Origin of the sequence: Rhodococcus sp. YL-1, from assembly GCF_001942025.1 — a bacterium.
Taxonomy (GTDB): Bacteria; Actinomycetota; Actinomycetes; order Mycobacteriales; family Mycobacteriaceae; genus Rhodococcus_F; species Rhodococcus_F qingshengii.
Map to the genome: position 1 here is coordinate 1,761,380 of NZ_CP017299.1, position 20,357 is coordinate 1,781,736.

Below are 20,357 nucleotides of genomic sequence, written 5' to 3' on the forward strand. Positions count from 1 at the left end.
CCGAACCGGTGTGTCGACCAGTTGCCAAAAACCTGCGTCGAGTTTGTTTCGAAGTCCTTCGCTCACATTCGACCGTTTTCTGAGTGGTAGCGCAATGTTTGCACAGATATAGCCGGGTAGTCGATCTTTCAAGAAAAAGTAATGTTTAAGTAAAGGACAAAATGGATATAGCGGGCTCGGTCCCACCCGTATTCGGAATGGGTAACCTGAGAGGGTGAGTCAGTTGTCTGAAAACCCCGAAAATGTTCCTTCTGAGCCGGTCAAGGCCAGTAAACCTTCCGCAAACTCTGGGCAAGCAAAGTCAGCTTCCGGGCCGGTGACCAAGGGTCAACTAGCCCGCGACGTGGTGCTGTACTCGGTCGCTCGGCTGCTGCTTGTCGTCGTGATCGGTGCCGTCATCATCGGTGGCGGAAAGCTCGCCGGCACGGACGTTCCCTTGATCGTCGCGGCGCTGTTCGCAGTTCTGATCGCGCTGCCGCTGTCGTTGCTGCTCTTCGCGAAACTGCGCAAGCGTGTCAATGCGGGCATTGCGGCGGTCGACGCCCAGCGTCGGTCCGATCGTGACGATCTTCGCTCCAAGCTGCGCGGAGACGGGCGGTGACCACGGGCTCGCTCGACGTCGACCGTCGGACCTCACGCCAGTGGGTCGACAACGCGGTGCGGTTGATCGAAGCCGACGCGCAACGCAGCGCGGACACTCACCTGCTGCGCTATCCGCTGCCGAGTAACTGGACCGTCCAGCTTTATCTGAAGGACGAGTCGACCCACATCACGGGGAGTCTCAAGCATCGACTCGCACGGTCGCTTTTCCTCTACGCGATCTGCAACGGCTGGGTTACCGAAGAGACCACTGTCATCGAAGCGTCGTCCGGATCGACTGCTGTCAGCGAGGCGTATTTCGCGAAGTTGCTGGGCCTGGATTTTGTCGCGGTGATGCCCGCGAGCACGAGTCCCGCCAAGATCGCGTTGATCGAGGCGCAGGGGGGACGTTGTCATTTCGTGAGCGATCCGTCGTCGATCTACTCGGAATCGCATCGGCTCGCGAGTGAGTTGAACGGTCACTACATGGACCAGTTCACCCACGCCGAGCGCGCGACGGATTGGCGCGGAAACAACAACATCGCCGAATCGATCTTCACTCAGCTCGAACACGAGGAACATCCGATTCCCGACTGGGTGGTCGTCGGAGCCGGGACGGGCGGAACCGGTGCCACGATCGGCCGCTTTCTTCGTTACCGGAAATTCGACACGGGGCTGTGCGTGGTGGACCCGGAGCACTCCGTGTTTTTCGACGCGTGGCGAGCGAGCGATCCGTCGATCGTCGGTACTCGAGGTTCCCGGATCGAGGGCATCGGCCGTCCGCGCGTCGAACCGTCGTTTGTCGGTCAGGTGGTCGACCGAATGATCAAGGTGCCGGACGCAGGCTCGATCGCGGCCGCACGGCACGCCAGCGCGGCCCTGGGGCGCAAAGTGGGCGGCTCGACGGGGACGAACCTGTGGGGAGCTTTTGCGTTGATTGCCGAAATGATGGCGGCCGGGCGCAGCGGCAGCGTCGTCACCCTCCTGTGCGACGGCGGAGAGCGTTACTCGGGGACGTACTACAACGACGAATGGGTGGCGTCGGAAGGGATCGACCTGCTCGGTCCGACGGCAGTGCTGGACGAGTTCGTCCGTTCGGGTGCGTGGACGGCCAGTTCCTGAATCGCCGGCGCCGGACCGTGTGACGGGCGGCTCATCGTCACCCGCGGCCAGGCGTCCAGCCCGGACGACTGCTCGTCCGTTCTGATGCGTATCAGGCCGGGAGAGAGCGTGTTCTCGGCCAGACGCACGAACCCGAGTCGCTCGTAGTACGGCGCGTTCCACGGAACGTCGACGAACGTCGTCAGAGTCACGAGATCGTGGTGATGGTCCGCCGCCCATTCGGTGACGGCGTCGATCAGCTGAGCTCCGAGGCCTTTGCGGGCATGATCGGGGTGAACGGAGACCTGTTCGATATGCGCACCGCCGTCCACGATCTCGACGAGCGCGTACGCAACGGGTACGTCGTTTGCGTCGGTCTGAACCCAGATGTGCTCGGCTGCGAGAAAATCGTTCAACTCGTCGAGCGTCGGCGGTGGATCGTCTGCGATGGCGTCCATCCCGATGTCTCGGAACGGTTCGCCCGCGGCGATCTCGATCTGTTGCAGTGCGGGTAGGTCGGTGGATATGGCCGAGCGGATCACAGAAACCGTTTTACCTCGAGAGTGGAGTTTCTCCCAGCGCTACGCCTTCTGTAACGCAAACCTACGCAACCGTAGGTTGTGTATCGTTTGGTCAAGGGGCACTTCTCCAGCGAGGGCGGACCATGGGCAATCCTGAAGTTTCACTCGACAATTACGAGGCTGTGTACGAGTACTACCGCAGTCATCAGCAGAACCGATTCGTGGCGAAGCTCGCTTATGCCGCATTGGCGCTGAAGTACCGCCCGCGAGTGAGGTACGCGCCGGGTGCGGAAGCTGCGCTGAAGACTCTGCTGGAACGTAAGACGCAGTTGGTCGTGGCGGTCAATCATCTGACCGAGAGCGACCAGTTCACGCTCGCCGCGACCGCGTGGCGTACTCCGTTGCGTCGAGTGATCGGACGGACCCGGGTCCTCGCCAAAGACGAACTCTTCGTTGATCCTTCACAGCGCAAGAAGGTCGACATGATGGGCAGCATCCCGGTTTTTCGCAGCAAGAACTACGGCCTTCGGGCTGTTTCGGATGCCGGCCGAGTGATGATGGACGTCGCGGCCGAGCGTCTGGGCAACGGGGATTGTCTGGCGATTTTCCCGGAAGGGACGTGCAACACCGAAGATCCGACGCGGTTGCAGCACGTCAACAGTGGAATCGGCCACATCATCGCGCGCGCCGAGAAATTGGGATGCTCACCGGCTCTGGTGTCGATCGGCATCAACTACGGTCCGGTGGCCGGCGACGTCAAGGCTGCGAGTGTCTTTGTCGGAATGCCGGTGACCGAACTTCCGGACAAGCCGATGGATATCGCCCGAACTGTGCAGGCGGATTTGCAGGTGGCAGTGAACGGGGCCGTCGCCGGATACTAGGCGCGCCTGTCAATTTTGGTTGACAGATTCCGGTTGTCAACCTAAATTGACATCATGACCGAAGCAACCTCTCTCGCTGCTGCCGCCGGTAGCCCGGATCCCACCGAGGGATTGCGTGCTGTTCGAGCGCTGCGTCGTCTTCTCGAAAAACTCGAGGCCATTCAGGTCGCCAATGCGCGCCGTCACGGATGGTCCTGGCAGGCGATCGCGGAAGCTCTCGAGGTCAGCCGTCAAGCCGTCCACAAGAAATACGCGTCCGCGCAGTCGGAATCGATGCTGCGTTCACTGCGCGAGAAGGGCAGGTAATTGCCATGTTCGAAAGGTTCTCCGCACAGGCTCGAGGCGTCGTTGTCGATGCTGTCGCCGGCTCCGGTCCTGTCACGCCGATGGAACTTCTGACCGCGCTGCTCACCTCTGATCGGGGCATCGCCACCGAGGTGCTCACCGAGTCTGGTGTCACGCTCGACGTGATCCGCCACGCCGGCGCCGGATCGAACGAAGGTAGCTCCAACAATTTCGACGACGACGCCGAGATACTCAAGTCGATCGGCATCGATCTCGATGCGGTTCGGGAGAGTCTCGAGCAGTCCTTCGGCGAAGGTGTGCTGGACGAGACTCCTGTGCCGGACGGCGTCGACACTTCTCGCAAGAGCCGATTCGGGTTCCCTCGTTCACGATTCGAGAAGGACTCCAAGAAGGTGTTGGAACTCTCGCTCCGTGAAGCGCTCGCGCACAAGGACAATCGAATCGGTGCCGAACACATCCTGCTCGGCATCCTGCGTGTCGCCGACGGGCCTACCCGTCAGGCCCTCGAAACGCAGGTCACGATGTCGGTGATCCGTGAGCGCTTGGAAGCGAAGATGAATCGCGCCGCCTAGATTCGGCACGGCTCCGCATGCACGGGGCGGGATGTGCCAGCATTCAGACATGACATTTCTGGCACGTCTCATCATCAACGGCATAGCCATCTGGCTGGCGTCGGCGTGGGTCACCGGCATCACGATCGCCAACCACGACAACGGCACCTGGGGCACGGTTCTCGTAATCGCGGTGATCGCTTTGATCTTCACGGTGGTCAACGCGTTCATCAAGCCGGTAGTGCAGCTTCTCTCGCTACCGCTGCTCATCCTGACTCTCGGATTGTTCACGCTCGTGATCAACGCCCTCATGCTGATGCTGACGGCGTGGATCTCGTCCGGAACGTCCTACGGCTTGACGGTCGACGGCTTCTGGACGGCAGTCTGGGGCGCGCTGATCATCTCGATCGTGAACTTTTTGCTCAGCGCGTTCGTCCCGGACAACCGTTGAGTCCGTCGACTTTCAGGCGAGACTGAGCGCAACTGCGGTCGCGGCACCCCAGACGAGCATGGCGAGTCCGGTGTCGCGCAACGCGGGGATCAGGGCCATACCCTGCCCGCCCGAACGCAGTGGGGCGTTGGCTCGGATTGCCAGTGGCAACGCCAGCAATCCGAGCAATGCCCACGGAGTACGCAGGATCAGCAGCAGGGTCGCGACGAACGGGACGGCCAGCAGGATCACGTGCAGCGTGCGGGTCCTGGCGTCGCCGAGCCGGACTGCGAGAGTGATCTTTCCGGACTCGGTGTCGGTCGGGATGTCTCGAAGATTGTTGGCAACGAGCACCGCACTCGAGAACGAACCGATGGCGATCGCGCCGGCCAGCCCGGCCAGATCCACCCGCTCGGCCTGTACGAACTGAGTTCCCAGCACTGCAATCAGTCCGAAGAAGATGAACACGGCGATCTCGCCGAACCCGCTGTATCCGTACGGCTTCTTGCCGCCGGTGTAGAACCAGGCACCGATGATGCAGAACACGCCGACCGCAACCAGCCACCAGGCTGTGGTCGCCGCCAGAACGAACCCGGCTACCGCGGCAACGGTGAAGCAGCTGATCGCCGCGGCCTTCACGGCTCCGGGACTGACCAACTTCGATCCGACCAAGCGCAGTGGCCCGACGCGGTCGTCGTCCGTTCCGCGGATTCCGTCGGAGTAGTCGTTCGCGAAATTCACCCCGACGATCAAGGCCAAGGAGACGATCAGTGCCAGGAGCGCCTTCCACCACACTGCGAGGTCCAGGGACGCCGCGGCTCCGGTGCCGACCAGCACGGGCGCAATCGCGTTCGGGAGTGTGCGCGGCCTCGCGCCTTCGATCCATTGAGCAGCTGTTGCCATACAACGATCTTTGCACTGTGCAATACGATCGAACGCGGTGGATCAGCACATGACTCGAGACGTGAGTGAGCGCGCCAGGTACGCGCAGTCGGGCGAAGACCTGGCAGACATTGCCTTGCTCGGACCCGTTTCGACCAAAGTGGGCGGTCGTCTGGTTCCGTTGCCGGGTCCGCGAGCTCGAACTCTGCTGGTTGCGCTGGCTCGCAATCCGGGTGAGCCACGTACCGCGCAGAGCCTGATCGACGACGTCTGGGGGCTGGAGCCGCCGCGCTCACCGATGAACGCCCTCCACACTCAGGTCTCGCGCCTGCGATCTGCACTCCCGGACGGGGCCCTCGAAGTCACGGCGGCCGGATACCGGCTCACTCTCGCTCGGGAGCGTGTCGACCTGGCCAGGGCAGCGGACGCCGCCCGTGGTCTGCGCACCGTCGGCGCCGACGCGTCCGAAGCGCTCGCCGTCACGACCGCGTCATTGCGCCTGTGGCGCGGTACCCCCGGGAGTGACGTCGTCGGCGACGTTGCAGATCGTCTGGCGCTCGACGCAGGCCGGGTGTACGACGAACTGGAGACGGCGCAGATCGACGCGTTGCTCACATTGGGGGAGTACGCGGCAGCCATTCCCCTGGTGCGCGGACGCCATCTGGCGAGCCCATTCGACGACACAGCGGCCGAGGCGTTGATGCGTGCGCTCGCCGGAGCAGGCCGAGTCAACGAGGCACTCGAAGTGTTCGCGGAGTTCCGCAACCACCTCGCCAATCGCCTGGGCGCTGATCCGTCACCCGCACTGGTGACTCTCAACGCGGAACTTCTCGGGGCACCTGCGGCTACACCGCGGGCCGCGCGTGCGATCGGTCTGCGCGCTGCCCCCAACACCTTGCTCGGTCGCGACAACGACATCGACCAGATCGAATCCTTGCTCGCCCGCTCGCGCGTCGTCACCATTCTCGGACCTGGTGGCGCCGGAAAGACCCGTCTCGCACACGAATTGGGCCTGCGCGGATCCGTGAACCAGCCGGGCGTCTCGGTGGTCCTCGTGGAGTTGGCGTCGTTGCGCAGCAGCGAAGATGTCATCGCGGCCATCGGAGGCACCCTCGGAATCAGCGAATCCGATCTGGCGCCAGGCAAATTGACCGTCGGCCGAACGCATTCGGCGAGAGAGCGACTCAAAGAGGCGCTGTCCGCCGGTCCGATGTTGCTCATCCTCGACAATTGTGAGCACGTGATCGGCGCGTGTTCGGAGATCGTGGCCGAGATGATCGCGGCCGGTCGTCAGCTGACGGTACTGACCACCAGTCGTTCTCCGCTCATGATCAGTGCCGAGGCGGTGTACCCGTTGCCGCCGTTGGCGATCGAAGACGGAACCGGCTCGGCAGTCGAACTCTTCTCGGCGAGAGCCCGTGCGGTGCGGCCGTCTGTTCATCTGGACGTCGACGCGGTAGTCAAGCTGTGTACGACGCTCGACGGACTCCCGCTGGCGATCGAGCTCGCTGCCGCTCGGGTCCGTACCATGAGCGTCGACGAAATCGGTTCGAGACTGCGAGACAGGTTCGCGTTGTTGCGCTCCGATGATCCGACGTCTCCGGATCGGCATCGCACCCTGCACGCGGTGATCGACTGGAGCTGGAATCTGTTGGGCAGCGGGGATCAGATCGCGTTGCGTCGATTGTGCCGATTCCCGGCCGGCTTCACCCTTTCTTCGGCGCAGGCCGTTGCCGGGTGGGGCGAGTTGACCGATGTGGCAAGTGCCGTCGAAGCGCTGGTGAATCAGTCACTTCTTTCCGTCAGCGACGGGCAGGGAGATCTTCGGTACTACATGCTCGAGACTGTCCGTGAATACGGCGAGGAGCAACTCGCCGCGTCCGGGGAGGGACCGGAAGTGATTCGGCGCCTCGACGACTGGGCGATTGCGATCGCCGAGGATGCCGTCGTGCGTGCACGGACGGATCAGCTCCGTCTGATTGCCGACCTCGACGCCGAGCACGACAACCTTCTGGCTGTACTTCGCTGGGCCGTGGAACGCGGCGACGCGGTGACCGTAGCCAACGTCTTCCCCGTCCTTGCGATTCTGTGGGCCGTACGAGGATCGAACTCGGAAATCTCGAACTGGGCGTCGAAGATCGTCGGGGCGACCGCGGACAACGATCTGCGCGACGTGAATGCAGAACTGGTGGGCGCTACGTTCATCCTGGTGGCGATGCATCTCTTCTTCGGAGAGGCCGATCGAAACCATGCCCGTGCGCGGATCCGACTTCGAAAGCTGTTGCGTGAGCGCGATGATCTCGGTCCGTTGTTCGCATTTCTGATCAAGCTGACCACGAGTGGGATCGCCAACCACAAACTTGCGCGGTTGGTGGCCGAAGGCGTTCGCAGTTCCGATCCCGAGACCCGAATGGCGGCGCTGTCCGCGCGTTCGAACATGCGGGAGAACATCGGAGATCTGCGCGGTGCGTTGCTGGACGGGGAGACTCTGTTCGACTACGCCACCAGCATCGGTGACGAGTGGGGTCTGGCGATGGCGGCCCAACATGTCGGGTCGGTTCACAGCCAATCCGCCCGCTATGGCGAGGCCATCGAGTTCTACGCGATCGCGGCGGCGTCGATGGAACGCCTCGGTGCGCGTGACGAGGCGATGCAGCTCATCTGCTTTCAAGCCGGAGCAATGATCGCGGCCGGTGACACCGCTGGTGGTCGGGTGCTTCTCGATCGTGCACGTCCGGCATTGGCGCATTCGGGTGGGACCGGGGCCATCGAAACCGATCAACGGCGCGCGGCGCTCATAGCGAGTATCGCCGAGGCGGATCTCGCGGACGGCCGTATCGACGAGGGCTTGGCTCGGTATCGAGAAGCGCTGGAGCTGTTGGGTTCTGCGATCGAGAACATCTTCGGTGATCCCTTCGTCGTTCTGCTCGGTGCCGCGGCTGTGTGCGCTCACGCAGTTCACGGCCGGCACGAACTGGTGGCGGGCCGCGTTCTGCAGATGAAGGAGTCGAGTGCTCTCAAGCTCGATCCCAACGGTTACGCGGACCTGCCGCTCGCGGGTTCGTTGGCGTCGGCGATCGGGTCGTTCGATCTTGTCACGGGCAACATCGAACGCGGAGTCGAACTGATGGCTTTGTCGTTGAAAATGCCGGGGAGACAAGACTTCGTCTCGCTCCATCACGCGCGCCTCTCCGACTTCGCGGTTGGTCTGGTCGGAGCCGACAGGTGGTCTGTGGAAACCGAGAAGGTATCGGGTTACTCACGCAGAGCGGTCCGCGAAGCAGTGTTGGCTGTGCTTCGCGGACCGGTGCTGGACTAGGTCTGGACGATGGTGCGGGACTTATGTCTTGCGCATGTACATCCGCACGGTCAAAGGTGCCATGACGGCAACGATCACCGCGGCGCCCACCAGCGACCACACGACGTGGATACCGAAGTGGCCGTCGTTGGCCAGCTCGCGAACCGCGGTCACCAGGTGTGAGACCGGATTGACGTTCACGAACTTCTGAAGCCAACTCGGCATGGTGGCAGGATCGACGAACGCATTCGACAGGAACGTCAGCGGGAACAGCACGAGCATCGAAACACCCTGCACCGTGGACGCTTTGTTCATCAGCACGCCCATGAGAGCGAAGATCCAGCTGATGGAGAAGGCGCACACCATGACCAGGATCGCGGCAGACAGAATGCCGACCACGCCGCCTGCGGGGCGGTAACCCATCGCGAAACCGACGATGAACGTGATGGTCGTGGCGATGCCGTAGCGCACGACGTCGGCGAGCAATGCACCGGACAGCGGGGCGATACGAGCGATGGGAAGGGACTTGAAGCGGTCGAACACGCCCTTGTCCATGTCCTCACGAAGCTGCGTGCCCGTGACGATGGAACCGGTGATGACGGTTTGGACGAGGATGCCGGGGATGATCGTCGGCAGATATGCCGTCACGTCACCGGCGATCGCGCCGCCGAAGATGTAGGTGAACATCAACGTGAAGATGATCGGCTGGATGACGACGTCGAACAGTTGCTCGGGGTTGTGCTTGATCTTGAGAATTCCGCGGTACGCCATCGTGAACGTGTTCGCGAAGCTCTGCTGCAGGCTGATGCGGCGGGGTGCGGCATCCGGCTGGGCTATCGGCGACCGGGGTTTGGTGAGGGTGGTTGTCATGCGACGCTCCGATCGGAGTCGTTGTCGGACTGGGCGTCGTTGCGACCACCGTCTTCGGGCTGGTGCCCGGTGATGGTCAGGAACACTTCGTCCAGGCTGGGTTTCTGTACGTTGATCTCGTCGACGGCGATACCTTGCTCACGCAGACGGATCAACAGGTCCGCCGTGATCGACGGGTCGCTCAGTGGTGCGGTGATCCGCCCGACCTCGGGAGTGACACCCACCTCGACGCTCAGCGCAGCGGCGATGAGCGAGCGAGCCTCCTCGGTGCGATCACGATCGACCAGCTTGAGTTGGAGCGAGGAGATCCCGACCGAAGCCTTGAGTTCGTCGGCGGTGCCGTTGGCGATCACGCGGCCGCGGTCGATCACCGCGATGCGATCGGCCAGTTGATCGGCTTCGTCGAGGTACTGCGTGGTGAGCAACACCGTCGAACCCTCGGCGACGAGTCGCCGGATGGTCACCCACATCTGGGCGCGGGTGCGCGGATCGAGGCCGGTGGTGGGCTCGTCGAGAAACAGCAGCGGCGGGCGCGCGATCAGGCTTGCCGCCAGATCCAGGCGTCGACGCATGCCGCCGGAGAAGTTCTTCAGCGGTTTGGTCGCGGCCTCGACCAGATCGAACTCCTCGAGGAGTTCCAGGGACTTGGTGCGCGCATCGCGGCGGCTCAGGCCGAGCAACCGGGAGAAGATCACGAGGTTCTCGGTCGCGGTCAGATCCTCGTCGACGGAGGCGTACTGACCGGTGACGCCGATCAGGGATCGGACCGCGGTGGGTTCACGGCTGACGTCGTGGCCGAAGATGCGCGCCTCACCGCCGTCGGGGCGAAGGAGAGTGGCGAGCATGCGGACGGTGGTGGTCTTGCCGGCGCCGTTCGGCCCGAGGACGCCGAACACCGAGCCGGTGGGGACGGTGAGGCTGACGCCGTCGACCGCGCGGTGCTCGCCGAACTTCTTGACGAGTCCGTCGGCCTCGATGGCAAGAGGCGAAGCTGTGTGGTTCATGGGATGAAGCTTGGCAGACCGATCTTGCATGGACCTTGCGTGGAACTTGCGGTTACTTGCACAGCGCGCGAGGTCGGTGCTCCACAACCGGCAAACAATCCCCAGACGGATCTTGCTTGTCGGTGTGCGGGCGCGGCGGCATCACGCTCGCTGCATGGAGATTCTTACGCGGGCACAGGCTCACCGGGACGGCACCAGCGACGCGCAGTTGCAGCGAGCGGTCAGGCGCGGCGAGCTGCACCGAATCGCAGCGGGGATCTACATGCGCGCCGATCACTTCCGCGAACTCGATGCGAGAGCACGCCACCGCTGCGCTGTCATGGTAGCCACCGAAAGCTGTGGACCAGGCGCAATCGTGAGCCACGCTTCGGCAGCGGTCATGCACGGATTGGATTGCGGCGGATTGCGATTGGACACCGTGCACATGACGCGTAACCGGTGCTCGGGTGGGCGGAAGAGTCAAACCTTGCATCTTCATCCGGCAGTGGTCCCGGCCGAGGAGGTCGTGCTGATCGACGGCGTCGCAACCACGTCGCTTGCGCGAACGTTCGTCGACCTCGCACGGACGACGCCGTTCGAGACCGCCGTGGTGATCGGTGATTGCGCCCTGGGACGTGGGATGAGGCGTGAGAACGTCGACGCTTCGCTCGATCATGCGCGCGGACGGCTGGGAATGAGTCGCGCTCGAGTGGCGGCGACGTTCATCGAACCAGGTGCCGAGAGTCCGGGGGAGTCCATCAGCCGGGTACGCATGCGCGACGACGGTTGGCCGATGCCGACCCTGCAGCACGAGATCCGTCACGGTGGCCGGTTCATCGGGAGAGTCGATTTCTTCTGGAAAGAGCACGGTGTGGTGGGCGAGTTCGACGGGATGGTCAAGTATCGCGGCGACAATCCGGGGAGGGCGGTAGAGCGCGAGAAACTGCGGGAGGACGCGATCCGGGACGCGGGGTTCGAGGTGTTCCGGTGGGTATGGGCGGATCTTCGCGACTTCGAACGTGTCCGCGAAAGGTTCGAGCGGGCTTGCCTCCGCGGAGCCGCGCGCTGATTGTGCAGCCGCGGCGCTGATCAGGCCTGCGGCTGAACAATCGGGCTGCGGCTGCTAGCTGAACCGAGCCACCAGGGCGGCGCGGTCGAGCTTGCCCGGTCCACGCAGGGGGAGCGCGTCCACGACGAAGAGTTCCCGCGGCGCCGCGGTGACGTCGAGTGTCCGCTGAGCATGTGCGCGCAGTTCGTCGAGCGTCGGAGCTTCGCCCTCTGGTACGACGACGGCCACCACCCGCTGCCCCAGCCGCGGGTCCTCGATGCCGATCACCGCGCACTCGCGAACGGCGGGGTGATCGGCCAGCGCGGCCTCGACCACCTGCGGTACGACGGTCAGCCCGCCGGTGGAGATTGCCTCGTCCAACCGGCCGGTGATGCGCAGGACTCCGTCGACCACTGATCCGGCGTCGTCGGTCCGGAACCACCCGGGCTCGGCGAAAGCGGGGTGGTCGGGAAGCCCGCGGTACCCGGACGCGAGCATCGGACCGCCCAGCAGAACTCGGCCGTCGTCGATACGAATCTGCGCTCCGGACAACGGGATTCCGTCGTAGACGCAACCGCCGGACGTTTCGCTCATCCCGTAGGTGCGGACGACGGTGATGCCCGCTTCGGTGGCCTGCGCGAGTACCGGTGCGGGAGTAGCAGCGCCGCCGAGCAGAACCGCGTCGAGCGAAGCCAGAGCCTCGACCGCGGCGCGATCACCGAGTGCCTTGACCAACTGCGTCGGCACCAACGAGGTGTAGCGGCGCGGTCCGCTCATCGCGGCGACAGCGCCCGGCAATGCGGCAGGGTCGAAACCCGCACTGACGTCGACGATCACCGGTTGTGTTCCGGCGAGGACACTGCGCAACAGAACTTGCATCCCGGCGATGTGGTGCGGGGGGAGAACCAGTAACCAGGATCCGGTGCCGCCGAGGCGTTCGTGGGTCGCGTCGCCGCTGGCTCGCAGTGCGCTCGCGGCGAGCATCGCGCCCTTCGGGGTTCCGGTGGTCCCCGACGTGGCGACCACCAGCGAGATGCCGTCGTCGATGGGCTGATCGGGGTGCAGAGCGTCGCTCAGTCGGGCCGTCTCGCGTGCGTCGGCCGCCGGGACGGGAAGCACGGCGTCGTGCACGCCGTCCAGGATCTGCGCGATGGCAGGCAGTACCTCGAAGACCGCCTCACCCTGTGGAACGGCCAGTGTGCGAAGAACGTTCACCGGACGTCCGGCCCGGCCAGCGGCCAACCACCGGCAGCCAGATGGCTTCGTACGCGGTCGACGTCGGTTTCGAGTGGCATCTCGTTGGTGATCTTCGTGATGAGGACCTGGATGTCGGTCTTCTCGATGGGCAGATCGCCGTCCTCGATCAACGCATCGGCGACGGCGTCGACCTCGGTTTCGGAGAGTCTGCGAGTGAGGAGCGCGAAAAGTGGGATGTAGTCCTGCTCGGGGACGCCATTGGGATAGCCGGCCCGCAACCAGCCGACTATCGACGTAAGGAAGGGCGGAAGGGCCATGACGTCAGCTCACGTCTCGAACTTCGTTGTCGGTGTCCACGTCTTCGATGACCGGCCACCCACCTGCGCGCAGCCTTTCGGTGACACGATCGACGTCGTCCTCGGACGGCTCCTCGTTGAGGATTCCCTCGATGATGGCGCGGATGGTGTCGTAGTCGACGTGGCGGTCCGGCACTTCGTGTGCCGACTCGATGGACATCGAAACGACCTGCTCGATCTCCTCGTCGGTCAGACGACGACGGAGAACGGCGAGCAGCGCAAAATGATCCTTGTCCGGGATGCCCTCGGGATACCCGGCACGCAGCCAGTCGAGCACGCTGCGCAATGAATACTTGCTCAAATCCTCGGCCTCATTTTCGTTTCGGTGGTTTCAGTGGTGCGCCGCGACGACCACTCAGAAGACGTGGATTCCGAACGTGCTGGCCAAGAAGTTCTTCATCAACAACAGAATTCCGGCGAAGATCGTGACGAGCACGACCGCAAAACAGAGGTACGCACCCATTTTACCCAGGGTGGACGGTCCTTCGGTGCCGTCGGCGTTCGGCAGACTCAGCGACTTGAGGCCGAAGGCGAAGATCGCCGGCAGTCCGGCTCCGAAGAGCAGTCCGACTGCCACTACCTGCCAGAGCGAATCGAGGGTATCGGTGAGTAGATGCATTCTCTTGCGCCCCTTTCAGGAGTTGCGAGTGGGTTCGGTGGACGGAGTGGGATCAGCAGTCGGAATCTCGCGAGCCGCCGCATCCGGATTTTCGTCCCATTCGGCGGTCACGTTGGCGGCGTCTACGGGTTCCTTACGCGAACGCAGGTACATGAAGATCGCGAACGCGATGAGGGCAGCGAAGACGACGAGCACGCCGGCCAGGCCGCCGATCAGATGCGCGAGTGCCCAGCAGATGGCGCCGACCACTGCGGCCGACGGCAAGGTGATCAACCAGGCGGCGGCCATCCGGCCTGCGACGCCCCAGCGGACCTCGGCGCCCTTGCGCCCGATGCCGGTACCGAGGATCGATCCGGTGGCGACGTGGGTGGTCGAGAGGGGGAGTCCGAGGTGGCTCGACGTGAGAATGATGGCGGCGGACGACGCTTCGGCTGCCAGACCCTGCGGCGCGGCGATCTCGACAAGGCCCTTGCCCAGGGTGCGGATGATGCGCCAACCGCCCAGGTAGGTGCCGAGAGCGATCGCGACGGCACAGGTGAACTTCACCCAGAACGGCATCTCGGTCTCGGCGGTGATGGTGCCGTGAGCGACCAGGGCCAAAAAGATGACGCCCATAGTCTTCTGGGCGTCATTGGTGCCGTGCGCAAGTGAGATCAATGAGGCGGTGCCGATCTGGCCGAAACGGAAACCGCGCTCACGCTCGTCTTCCTTGACGGATGCGGTGATTCGGTACACGAGCTTGGTACCGACGCCTGCGACCAGGGCCGCGACGACCGGCGCGAGGATCGCGGGGACGACGACCTTGGTCAGAACTCCACCCCACTCGACGCCGCCCATACCGATGGAGGCGATTGCGGCGCCGATCAATCCGCCGAACAGTGCGTGTGAGGAGCTCGACGGCAATCCGAGCAGCCAGGTCGCCAGATTCCAGATGATTCCGCCGACGAGACCGGCGAAGACGATCAGCAGCAGATCCTGCCCACTGACCGCGCCGAGGTTGACGACGCCTTTGGCCACGGTCGCAGCGACCTCGACGGACAGGAACGCACCGACCAGGTTCAGGATCGCGGAAAGTGTGACCGCAACTTTGGGCTTGAGTGCTCCGGTCGCGATGGAGGTGGCCATTGCGTTACCGGTGTCGTGAAAACCATTCGTGAAATCGAACGCGAGGGCGGTGACAACTACCACCAGGAGGATTACGAGCTCTGCGGTCACAACGTGAATTGTGCGTATCGAACGCGTAAAAGTACAGCGAACGGGATGCGAACAGGGGCTCCGCGGAGTACGTCCCCGCGCGTGGGCTGCGGCGCTGCCGTTCGCGATGTGTTCAGCGCCACGAAATCGGAACCCTGTGTGGGACCTCACTTTTTGGTCTCACTCACCGGGAAGGCACATTCGGACCGTTTTAAACGCTGATTACCTACGGGCACCGAGCGCACCGGAACAGGGGTTTCACCCCTGTTTCTCGGTGTCTGTCAGTGAGAAGGAGAGCTCCGACCGTGAAGCCCAACAAGTCCACGAAGCTGATCGTGGCACTCGCCGCGACCGCCGTTCTGGCGTCAGCCTGCGCATCGAATCGTGGTGACGATCCCTACGCCGTCGCTGTCGGCGGACCCGGCGTCAGCGCAGACCTTGCGTCGAGCACATCCGACGCGAAGTTCGGCACCCTCGATTCGCCCTGTGGTGAAGGCGACGCCACCGGCGCAACCGATCAAGGCGTCAGCGACACCGAGATCAAGATCGGGTTCGGTGACGACCGCGGTTATGTGAAGTCTCCTGGGCTGAACAAGGAAATGAGCGATGCGGTGAACGCGCTCATCTCTTGGTGCAACGATCAGGGCGGCATCAACGGCCGCAAGGTTGTCGGTACCGACTACGACGCCGCGATGACGCAGGCCAACTCGGTCATGCAGGAAGCGTGCGCGAGCCAGTTCATGATGGTCGGCTACGGCTTCGCGATGGATCAGACCACCGAGCAGACGCGTGTCGCGTGCAACCTGGTGTCCGTGCCAGGCTTCACCGTGTCACCCGACGCAGCCAACGGACCGATGACATTCCAGGGTGTCCCGTTCCCGGTCGACTACGCGAACGGTTCGCAGTGGTTCCAGATGGCCGAGATGCACCCCGATCTGGTGAACGACTTCGACGTCGTCAACAGCACGATGCCCACGATCATCAGCTCCACCACGAAGATTCGCTCGATCGCCGAGGCTGCGGGCTTCAAGCTCAAGGATTGCGGCGTCACACTCAACTACGAGGGGGAATCGAGCTATGTGCCGTTCGCCGAGAAGTACAAGGAGTGCGGCGCGAAGGGGATCTGGACGTCACGATCGGCAAGCCCGTCGGAGCTGAACTTCGTGAAGGCCCTCGACCAGGTCGGGATCGATCCCATCTTCTTCGGTGAAGCCACCTGGTACGGCGCGACCGTCTCCGATTGGAACAAGGACACCGGACTGCTCGACAACCTCAACGCGGGCATGACCTTCCAGATGCTCGAGAACGCGGACAAGGTGCCCGCAGTGAAGAAGTACGTCGATCTGGTCTCCGAGCAGGGTGGCAAGACCGCGCTCCTCGGTATGCAGGCGGCGTCGTCCTTCCTGCTGTGGGCGGCCGCCGCGGACGAGTGCGGTAGCGATCTGACGCGTCAGTGCATGGTGAACGAACTCTCGAACATTCACGAGTGGGACGGCGGCGGATTGCACGCCGTCACCGATCCCGGCAAGAACATGCCGGCCACCTGCGGACTCATGACCTCGTTGAAGGGCAGTAGCTACGCGCAGGCGTTCCCGTCCACCGCGGGCGAATTCAAGTGTGACCCCAAGTACCTCGTCGCGACCGAAAAGAGCACCTGGGGGACCGAACTCGGCGCTGACCGCGTGTCGACGAAGTACCAGAACGCCAACGTCATCAAGCCGCAGTCCTGATTCTTCCGACTCGGGCGGCGAGCGCCAACCGCCGCCCGAGTCCCTAACGAGGGTTCAGCCATGAACACTTTTGTCACTTTCACGATCCTGGGCCTGGTCCTGGGGTCGGTGTACGCGATCGCCGCCTCCGGGCTGGTACTCACGTACAACACGTCAGGCATCTTCAACTTCGCGCACGGTGCACAGGCAATGCTCGGTGCGTTCATCTACTGGCAGTTGCGCTACGGCTGGGAACTTCCCACCGTCGTCGCTTTGCTGATTTCACTCGTCCTGGTCGGGCCACTGATGGGCCTCGGCCTCTACGTCCTGATCATGAAGGGTCTGCGCGATACCGCCGAGGTCACCAAAATCGTTGTGACGGTCTCGATCCTGCTCGGAATGCTCTCGATCTCGCACTGGTTCTGGCACCCCGAGACCGCTCGGACGATGCAGATGTTCTTCGGCGACCAGTCCAAGATCACGGTGTTCGGCGCGAGCATCCGCTACCACGAGTTGATCTGCATCCTCGTTGCGATCGCCATCGCCGTCGGCCTGCGCATCCTGTTCACGCGCACCCGCGCCGGTGTCGCGATGCGCGGCGTCGTCGACGATCCGGAACTGTTGCGCCTCAACGGCCACAATCCGGAGCGTCTTGCGGCCCTGTCCTGGGCGATGGGTTCGACGCTCGCAGTCCTGGCCGGCATCCTGATCACCCCGATCAGTGGCGGCACACTCGAGGCGAACATGTTGACACTCTTGGTGATCGACGCGTTTGCCGCGGCCATGTTCGGCCGGTTGCGCAGCATTCCGCGCACGTTCGTCGGCGCCGTGGTCCTCGGGATTGCCGGTACGTACGTATTGGCGTACTTCCCGACGAGTTGGAGTTGGACGTCGAATTTCCGTGTCTCCCTGCCGATGATCGCGCTGTTCGTGGTGCTGATCGTGCTCCCACAGGACCGGTTGCGTGGAGCGGTCACCCGTACTCGCGAGCGTTACCACGTGCCGAGCGTGCGCAAGGCCGTCGTCTGGGGCTTGGCACTGATCGTCATCGTCTACCTGATCCGTCTGCTGATGGTGACGTCCGCCGTCACCACACTGACCATCGGAATGACTTTCGCGATCATCGCGCTCTCGCTCACACTCCTCACCGGTTACGCGGGTGAATTGAACTTGGCGCCGGTGTCTTTCGGCGCTATCGCTACCATCGTGGCCTTCCACTTCGGGATCTCCGGTTCCGGGTTGGCTGCGCACCTCAACCTGTGGGGCATCGTCGTCGGAGTCCTCGTCACCGCCGTGATCGGTGGCCTCGTCGCCCTACCGGCGCTGCGGCTGAGAGGGCTGTATCTCGCGCTGGCAACCATGGCCTTCGGAGTGTTCCTCTCCAACATGGTTCTTCGTGACACCACCGAACACGAGATGTTCGGCATGAAGTACTCGCTGTTCAAGGACGGGAACATCGCCCTCCCGCCGCTGAAGATCGGTCCGCTCGATCTGAGCAACGAGACGGTGTTCCTGATGACCGTGACCGCGCTGTTCTCGATACTCGGCGTCGGCGTCATCGCGTTGCGTAACAGCGGCTACGGGCGCCGACTCGCGGCGATGAAGGACAGCCCGGCCGGTTCGGCCATGCTCGGACAGAGCCTGGTTCGGCTCAAGCTGAGCGTCTTCATGATCTCTTCGGGGATCGCCGGTCTCGGCGGCATTCTGATGTCGAGCGCCATGGGGTCCGTCTCGGGCGAGAGCTTTGCCATCATGGTCAGCCTCTCGCTGCTCATGCTGACCGTCGTCGCGGGTATCGGATACGTCACCGGCGCCCTGTTCGGTGGACTGATGGCCGGAATCGGGTTTGCGGTCATCATGGTCTCGTTCACCAATCTGGCTTCGGCGCAACCGGAGTTGGAGGGAATGTGGCTGCTCTTCGGCAACATCGCGGCAGTCAGCCCGGCACTGATCGGCATCGGCGTCGGCGCGAACCCCAGCGGAACGGTCCACAGCGTGATCGAGGGCTACCGACGGCTCGCCGGTGCCAAGCCTGTTCTGATCGGCGGCGCCGCAGTCGTTCTGCTGACCTACGTCCTTGCTCTGACCGGTGTACTCGGCAACTGGTGGTTCGCGTCCATCACGATCGCGGTGGTGTTCATGCTGCCGGTGATCGGTGAGATGGTCATGCCCAGCGCGGTTCTCACTCCGGAGGAACTGGCCGCCAAAGCGACAGTCGTTCCCGAGGACATCGGGATCGATGTCCCTTACAGCCCCGAGATCCGTGACGAGATCGACCGCGAACTGGGGATTCCTCAGGACCAGGGTGGCTCGCCGAAGGAGTTGACCGTCCATGTCTGATACACCACTTCTCGAAACGCGCGGTGTGAGCGTTCGTTTCGGTGGACACGTCGCGGTCAAGGACGTTTCGCTCACCGTGCAACCCGGCACGGTGACGGGACTCATCGGACCGAATGGTGCGGGCAAGACGACGCTCTTCAACACCATCACCGGGCTGCAGAAACCCACGTCCGGTCAGGTGTTCCTCGGCGGCGTCGACGTGACGAAGCTACCGCCGCACAAGCGGGCAGGTCGCGGGCTTGCACGTACCTTCCAGCGGCTCGAACTGTTCGTCTCGCTGTCGGTGCGTGACAACCTGCGCGTCGCCGGAGACATCCACAAGGCGAACGGCCGCAACAAGATCGACGTGGACAGCGAGACGGATCGTCTGCTGGAGCTGACCGGGCTGACGGATGTCGCGGACAAGGACGTCGCGGACATCCCCACCGGACGCGCCCGCGTCGTCGAAGTTGCACGGGCGCTCATGACCGACCCGCGAGTGCTGCTGCTCGACGAACCGGCCTCGGGTCAGACCGAGCAGGAAACCGAGGTCTTTGCCGAGATGCTCACCGAACTTGCTGCGGGTGGACTCGGAATCTGTCTGGTGGAGCACGACATTCCGCTGGTGATGAAAGTGTGCTCGACCATCCACGTGCTCGACTACGGCGCAGTCCTCGCCTCGGGTGATCCGGAGAAGATCCGGACAGATCCGGAAGTGATCGCGGCCTACATCGGGACCGAGGAGGAGGCGGTATGACGTCAGCGAAAATTGGCGAGGCGAAAATCGACGAGGGTATACGCAGCCCCGACCGCGCCGAACCGTTGCTCGAACTGTCCGGTGTCCGCGCCGGTTACGGATCCATCGAAGTTCTGCACGGGGTGGATCTGGTACTCGAACCGGGCGCCGTGGTGGCGCTACTCGGACCCAACGGCGGCGGCAAGACGTCGACGCTCAAGATCTGCTCGGGCGTCCTTCCGGTCACCCGCGGCGAGTTCCGGCTCGCGGGCCAGGTCGTGAACGGAGTCGAGCCTTCGGAGTTGGCTCGGCTGGGGGTCTGCTCCATCCCCGAAGGACGCGGGATCTTCGCCAACCTCACTGTGCGGGAAAACCTGTGGATCGCCACCGGAACGGGCGTCGGGCTGGCCGAACTCGAAGAGGTTGCGTACGGCAGGTTCCCGATCCTGGGGGAGCGGCGCGGACAGTTGGCCGGATCGATGTCCGGTGGTGAGCAGCAGATGCTGGCGCTGTCACGGGCACTCGGCACTCACCCGACGGTGCTCCTGCTCGACGAGCTGTCGATGGGTCTCGCACCTCGAATCGTCTCGCAGATGTACGACGTCGTCGGCTCGCTTGCAGCCGAAGGCATTTCCATTCTCGTCGCCGAGCAGTTCGCACGAGCGGTGCTGCCCATCGCGACCTCGGCCGCACTGATGTTGCAGGGACGCGTCGTCAAGACCGGCGATCCACACGACATCGAAAACGAACTTTCTACCAGTTATCTAGGAGGATGAC

The 20,357-nt window shown here is 63.5% G+C and carries 21 protein-coding genes; 12 read left to right on the plus strand and 9 right to left on the minus strand.

All coding sequences use genetic code 11. The features are described from left to right. The first annotated feature begins 214 nt into the window (after positions 1-214). Together BH682_RS08325 and BH682_RS08330 are read left to right on the plus strand one after the other, a co-directional pair. Positions 215-601 carry a DUF4229 domain-containing protein gene (locus BH682_RS08325; protein ID WP_030535490.1) on the plus strand — a complete coding sequence of 129 codons (387 nt, stop codon included), beginning with the start codon at positions 215-217 and terminating at the stop codon, positions 599-601. Then, positions 598-1,701 carry a PLP-dependent cysteine synthase family protein gene (locus tag BH682_RS08330; protein ID WP_063314765.1) on the plus strand — a complete coding sequence of 368 codons (1,104 nt, stop codon included), beginning with the start codon at positions 598-600 and terminating at the stop codon, positions 1,699-1,701. Before BH682_RS08325 ends, BH682_RS08330 begins: the two co-directional genes overlap by 4 nt. Here BH682_RS08330 and BH682_RS08335 read toward each other — a convergent pair. Then, complete coding sequence (locus tag BH682_RS08335) at positions 1,599-2,222, minus strand: GNAT family N-acetyltransferase (RefSeq protein ID WP_063314764.1); 624 nt, start codon at positions 2,220-2,222, stop codon at positions 1,599-1,601. The genes BH682_RS08330 and BH682_RS08335 overlap by 103 nt on opposite strands. 122 nt (positions 2,223-2,344) lie before the next feature. On the opposite strand from BH682_RS08335, the gene BH682_RS08340 reads away from it, so the two are divergent. The 4 genes from BH682_RS08340 to BH682_RS08355 are packed head-to-tail and all read left to right on the plus strand — an operon-like array spanning position 2,345 to position 4,390. Next, complete coding sequence (locus tag BH682_RS08340; RefSeq protein WP_054828445.1) at positions 2,345-3,082, plus strand: lysophospholipid acyltransferase family protein; 738 nt, start codon at positions 2,345-2,347, stop codon at positions 3,080-3,082. Between the two features lie 54 nt (positions 3,083-3,136). After that, a complete protein-coding gene (locus BH682_RS08345) occupies positions 3,137-3,388 on the plus strand; it encodes an HTH domain-containing protein (protein WP_003941869.1) in 252 nt (83 codons plus the stop codon). A gap of 5 nt (positions 3,389-3,393) precedes the next feature. After that, on the plus strand, positions 3,394-3,960 hold the full coding sequence (locus tag BH682_RS08350) for a Clp protease N-terminal domain-containing protein (RefSeq protein ID WP_003941949.1): 567 nt from the start codon (positions 3,394-3,396) through the stop codon (positions 3,958-3,960). 49 nt (positions 3,961-4,009) lie between these two features. Then, the gene (locus BH682_RS08355) at positions 4,010-4,390 is read left to right on the plus strand and encodes a phage holin family protein (RefSeq protein ID WP_003941998.1); all 381 of its coding nucleotides are present in this window, start codon (positions 4,010-4,012) and stop codon (positions 4,388-4,390) included. A 12-nt stretch (positions 4,391-4,402) separates the two neighbouring features. Here the strand turns inward: BH682_RS08355 and BH682_RS08360 are convergent, their stop codons facing one another. Further along, positions 4,403-5,272 carry a 1,4-dihydroxy-2-naphthoate polyprenyltransferase gene (locus tag BH682_RS08360; protein ID WP_007728497.1) on the minus strand — a complete coding sequence of 290 codons (870 nt, stop codon included), beginning with the start codon at positions 5,270-5,272 and terminating at the stop codon, positions 4,403-4,405. A gap of 49 nt (positions 5,273-5,321) precedes the next feature. On the opposite strand from BH682_RS08360, the gene BH682_RS08365 reads away from it, so the two are divergent. Beyond that, entirely contained in the window at positions 5,322-8,570 is a 3,249-nt protein-coding gene (locus tag BH682_RS08365; RefSeq protein WP_075835199.1) for a BTAD domain-containing putative transcriptional regulator, read from the plus strand. Between the two features lie 21 nt (positions 8,571-8,591). Here the strand turns inward: BH682_RS08365 and BH682_RS08370 are convergent, their stop codons facing one another. Together BH682_RS08370 and BH682_RS08375 are read right to left on the minus strand one after the other, a co-directional pair. Next, complete coding sequence (locus BH682_RS08370; protein ID WP_003941848.1) at positions 8,592-9,419, minus strand: ABC transporter permease; 828 nt, start codon at positions 9,417-9,419, stop codon at positions 8,592-8,594. After that, a complete protein-coding gene (locus BH682_RS08375; RefSeq protein ID WP_003941960.1) occupies positions 9,416-10,423 on the minus strand; it encodes a daunorubicin resistance protein DrrA family ABC transporter ATP-binding protein in 1,008 nt (335 codons plus the stop codon). Before BH682_RS08375 ends, BH682_RS08370 begins: the two co-directional genes overlap by 4 nt. 154 nt (positions 10,424-10,577) lie before the next feature. On the opposite strand from BH682_RS08375, the gene BH682_RS08380 reads away from it, so the two are divergent. Further along, entirely contained in the window at positions 10,578-11,471 is an 894-nt protein-coding gene (locus BH682_RS08380; protein ID WP_075832663.1) for a type IV toxin-antitoxin system AbiEi family antitoxin domain-containing protein, read from the plus strand. A 54-nt stretch (positions 11,472-11,525) separates the two neighbouring features. On the opposite strand, the gene menE is transcribed toward BH682_RS08380, so the two are convergent. The 5 genes from menE to BH682_RS08405 are packed head-to-tail and all read right to left on the minus strand — an operon-like array spanning position 11,526 to position 14,837. Continuing rightward, positions 11,526-12,665, minus strand: coding sequence for an o-succinylbenzoate--CoA ligase (gene menE, locus BH682_RS08385; protein ID WP_075832665.1), 1,140 nt, complete (start codon positions 12,663-12,665; stop codon positions 11,526-11,528). Then, positions 12,662-12,964, minus strand: coding sequence for a DUF3349 domain-containing protein (locus BH682_RS08390; RefSeq protein WP_003941976.1), 303 nt, complete (start codon positions 12,962-12,964; stop codon positions 12,662-12,664). Before BH682_RS08390 ends, menE begins: the two co-directional genes overlap by 4 nt. A gap of 4 nt (positions 12,965-12,968) precedes the next feature. Further along, the gene (locus tag BH682_RS08395; RefSeq protein ID WP_003941853.1) at positions 12,969-13,304 is read right to left on the minus strand and encodes a DUF3349 domain-containing protein; all 336 of its coding nucleotides are present in this window, start codon (positions 13,302-13,304) and stop codon (positions 12,969-12,971) included. A 54-nt stretch (positions 13,305-13,358) separates the two neighbouring features. Beyond that, positions 13,359-13,622 (minus strand): hypothetical protein, encoded by a 264-nt coding sequence (locus BH682_RS08400; RefSeq protein ID WP_003942079.1) that lies wholly within the window; start codon positions 13,620-13,622, stop codon positions 13,359-13,361. A gap of 15 nt (positions 13,623-13,637) precedes the next feature. Next, entirely contained in the window at positions 13,638-14,837 is a 1,200-nt protein-coding gene (locus BH682_RS08405; RefSeq protein ID WP_075832667.1) for an inorganic phosphate transporter, read from the minus strand. A gap of 284 nt (positions 14,838-15,121) precedes the next feature. On the opposite strand from BH682_RS08405, the gene BH682_RS08410 reads away from it, so the two are divergent. Genes BH682_RS08410 through BH682_RS08425 form a run of 4 tightly spaced genes read left to right on the plus strand, consistent with a single transcriptional unit; the run spans position 15,122 to position 20,356 of the window. Continuing rightward, on the plus strand, positions 15,122-16,546 hold the full coding sequence (locus BH682_RS08410; RefSeq protein ID WP_075832669.1) for an ABC transporter substrate-binding protein: 1,425 nt from the start codon (positions 15,122-15,124) through the stop codon (positions 16,544-16,546). A 60-nt stretch (positions 16,547-16,606) separates the two neighbouring features. Further along, positions 16,607-18,865 (plus strand): ABC transporter permease, encoded by a 2,259-nt coding sequence (locus BH682_RS08415; RefSeq protein WP_075832671.1) that lies wholly within the window; start codon positions 16,607-16,609, stop codon positions 18,863-18,865. Next, a complete protein-coding gene (locus BH682_RS08420) occupies positions 18,858-19,601 on the plus strand; it encodes an ABC transporter ATP-binding protein (protein ID WP_007728482.1) in 744 nt (247 codons plus the stop codon). The genes BH682_RS08415 and BH682_RS08420 overlap by 8 nt, the downstream gene beginning before the upstream one ends. Further along, entirely contained in the window at positions 19,598-20,356 is a 759-nt protein-coding gene (locus BH682_RS08425) for an ABC transporter ATP-binding protein (protein WP_054187821.1), read from the plus strand. Before BH682_RS08420 ends, BH682_RS08425 begins: the two co-directional genes overlap by 4 nt. Position 20,357: the final 1 nt, after the last annotated feature.

Bases quoted from the DNA above. Each gene is read 5' to 3' on its own strand.
- BH682_RS08340 (WP_054828445.1), top strand. From the start codon at position 2,345: ATGGGCAATCCTGAAGTTTCACTCGACAATTACGAGGCTGTGTACGAG.
- BH682_RS08345 (WP_003941869.1), top strand. From the start codon at position 3,137: ATGACCGAAGCAACCTCTCTCGCTGCTGCCGCCGGTAGCCCGGATCCC.
- BH682_RS08350 (WP_003941949.1), top strand. From the start codon at position 3,394: ATGTTCGAAAGGTTCTCCGCACAGGCTCGAGGCGTCGTTGTCGATGCT.
- BH682_RS08355 (WP_003941998.1), top strand. From the start codon at position 4,010: ATGACATTTCTGGCACGTCTCATCATCAACGGCATAGCCATCTGGCTG.
- BH682_RS08360 (WP_007728497.1), bottom strand. From the start codon at position 5,272: ATGGCAACAGCTGCTCAATGGATCGAAGGCGCGAGGCCGCGCACACTC.
- BH682_RS08365 (WP_075835199.1), top strand. From the start codon at position 5,322: ATGACTCGAGACGTGAGTGAGCGCGCCAGGTACGCGCAGTCGGGCGAA.
- BH682_RS08370 (WP_003941848.1), bottom strand. From the start codon at position 9,419: ATGACAACCACCCTCACCAAACCCCGGTCGCCGATAGCCCAGCCGGAT.
- BH682_RS08375 (WP_003941960.1), bottom strand. From the start codon at position 10,423: ATGAACCACACAGCTTCGCCTCTTGCCATCGAGGCCGACGGACTCGTC.
- BH682_RS08380 (WP_075832663.1), top strand. From the start codon at position 10,578: ATGGAGATTCTTACGCGGGCACAGGCTCACCGGGACGGCACCAGCGAC.
- BH682_RS08390 (WP_003941976.1), bottom strand. From the start codon at position 12,964: ATGGCCCTTCCGCCCTTCCTTACGTCGATAGTCGGCTGGTTGCGGGCC.
- BH682_RS08400 (WP_003942079.1), bottom strand. From the start codon at position 13,622: ATGCATCTACTCACCGATACCCTCGATTCGCTCTGGCAGGTAGTGGCA.
- BH682_RS08415 (WP_075832671.1), top strand. From the start codon at position 16,607: ATGAACACTTTTGTCACTTTCACGATCCTGGGCCTGGTCCTGGGGTCG.
- BH682_RS08420 (WP_007728482.1), top strand. From the start codon at position 18,858: ATGTCTGATACACCACTTCTCGAAACGCGCGGTGTGAGCGTTCGTTTC.
- BH682_RS08425 (WP_054187821.1), top strand. From the start codon at position 19,598: ATGACGTCAGCGAAAATTGGCGAGGCGAAAATCGACGAGGGTATACGC.